Source organism: Microcystis sp. M53598_WE2, assembly GCF_030067735.1.
Taxonomy (GTDB): domain Bacteria; phylum Cyanobacteriota; class Cyanobacteriia; order Cyanobacteriales; family Microcystaceae; genus Microcystis; species Microcystis aeruginosa.
The window spans coordinates 1-2,124 of the sequence record NZ_JASJFE010000844.1; the positions used below are offsets into that span (position 1 = coordinate 1).

General features: G+C 42.5%; 1 protein-coding gene and 1 pseudogene. One reads left to right on the plus strand and one right to left on the minus strand.

Features of this window, described 5'->3' with window-relative positions; translation table 11 throughout:
* On the minus strand, positions 1-1,482 hold a 1,482-nt coding region (locus PX636_RS17055), incomplete at its 3' end, for a coiled-coil domain-containing protein (protein ID WP_288117991.1).
* A gap of 472 nt (positions 1,483-1,954) precedes the next feature.
* Between PX636_RS17055 and PX636_RS17060 the strand changes: the two are divergent.
* Positions 1,955-2,124, plus strand: a pseudogene (locus tag PX636_RS17060) (DUF3782 domain-containing protein); the annotation flags it as partial.

The window sequence follows — 2,124 nt, forward strand, 5'->3', positions numbered from 1 at the left end:
GATTTCTTTTTGCTTAGTTGCTAACTCACCCTCAAACTTAATTTTTTCCTTATCTAAAGCTTTAGCTACCGTTTTTTGGGCTTCTAAATCTTGAGTTAGTTGGCGATTTTGTTGGCTTAATTCCTCGATATGACGGGAAGTTGTGGTTTCTAATTGGTCTTTTTCGGAACTTAACTGGTGTAGTTGAATCTCTAAATTAGAAATGTTTTCCCGATAGGTTTCTAGCTGTTGCGGTAACTGGGTTAATTCCTGTAATTGCCCTTCTAAATTAGCAATTGTTGCCTGAGAATCAGCCAATTGTTGCGGTAACTGGGTTAATTCCTGTAATTGCCCTTCTAAATTAGCAATTGTTGCCTGAGAATCGGCCAATTGTTGCGGTAACTGGGTTAATTCCTGTAATTGCCCTTCTAAATCAGCAATTGTTGCCTGAGAATCGGCCAATTGTTGGGGTAACTGGGTTAATTCCTGTAATTGCCCTTCTAAATTAGCAATTTTTTCGGCAGCAGTGCTTAATTCTGCCGATAATTCCCCTTTCTGGGCCGCTAAAGCTTGTAACTCCAGTTTAGCTGCTTCGAGATGAGCACCGAGACTGTCCTTTTCGGCGGTTATGGCTGTCACTTGAGCGACGGTTTCTTGGAGTTTTATAGTTAAATTGTCGCATTCTTGGCCTAAAGAGAGCGATCGAGTTTGACTTGCGGCTAAATCTTCGCTGAGAGACTTTTTTTCCTGTTCTAACCCGGTAATTTGACCCTGTAAGCTGGCTATTTCTTGCTGTCCTCGCTCATAATGTTCTGTTTGGTGAGCCAGATTCTGTTCTAAGGTTTGAATTTGACCTTGCAAGCTGGGAATTTGAGCGGCTAAATCGCTTAATTCTTGGTTTTTATGCTCTAAATCGGCCACTTTGACCTTTAATTCCTCGGCTTTTTCTAGTTCTTGCTGTAAGAGAGCTTTATCCTGTTCTAGGGTCTGAATTTGACTATAGAGAGAGGTGGTCTGTTTTTTGGTCAAATCAAATTGACGGTTAATTTCACCTTTTTGCTGCTCTAAAGTTTGAATCTGTGCCTCTAGGCTAGTAATTTGGGCTTTTTCTGCCTCTAACTGCTCCATCAAACCAGCTTTCTCCGCTTCTATTTCCTTAGCGGTGGTTTTCAGTTGTTCGATTTCACCCTCACCTATCTGGACAGCTTGCTGGAGGGACTGGAGAGAATTTTCTAAATCCGTAGCTTTGTGCTGTAATTGGGCGGAATGTTGTTCTATGTAAATTATTTTGGCGTGCAGCTGCTGATTTTCGTCTTTTAACTCTGATTGCGCCACGTCTAAACCCTTGACTTGAGCCAACAAATCTGAGCTACTTTGCTGTAATTGCGCTTGTGCGGCTAAAAGGGCGGTATTTTTGCTGACGAGACCAGAGCGCGACCAGAGGAATAGTCCTCCGAAAACAGCACTTAAACCTAATCCTTCATAAATTAATTCGTTGAGCATATCTACCCTCCTAGACAAGCGAAAAACAGTCACCTAACCGAACTGATGCGGCAATTTTGGTTATAGACCTACATCTCTACTTATATCAGTTACGGGGTGCATTCGGGGGAAGGGCGGGGAAAAAGTCACTTCTTTCCTCCCGTTGTAAAAAGGTGATTTAGCTATTCGCGTTATGCTAATTTGTACCTGATCCCATTCTTGGGTGATTTCCAGGTTGATTTCTTCCTGATGATTAAAATAGTAGCCCATGGCCGCAGGAGCTATGGTTGATAATTATCCATTGTCAATTGCCTATTATCCATTAAAAACGCGATCGCCTTTTGACCTTTGACCCCTTCCCCTTGAACTGCGATCGCTGATTAGTTGATAGTCAATAATTGATTGAAAAAACACGGATGAGAAGCTAGGGACATTTTTTCTGGGCCAAGTCGCTAGAATGGGACTAGACTCCTCAAGCTTGAAGAATCTTCCTATGTCAGACGCTGTAACGATCGCCGATATTTACAAGTTATTTGAAAGAACTGAGGCCCAATTTGCCGAGTTTCAAAAGGAAGCTGATCGCCGCAGTGCCGAAGCTGATCGCCGCAGAGAGGAAGCTAATCGCACGATGGAAGAATTAAAAAAACAGGTACAAGAAACGAC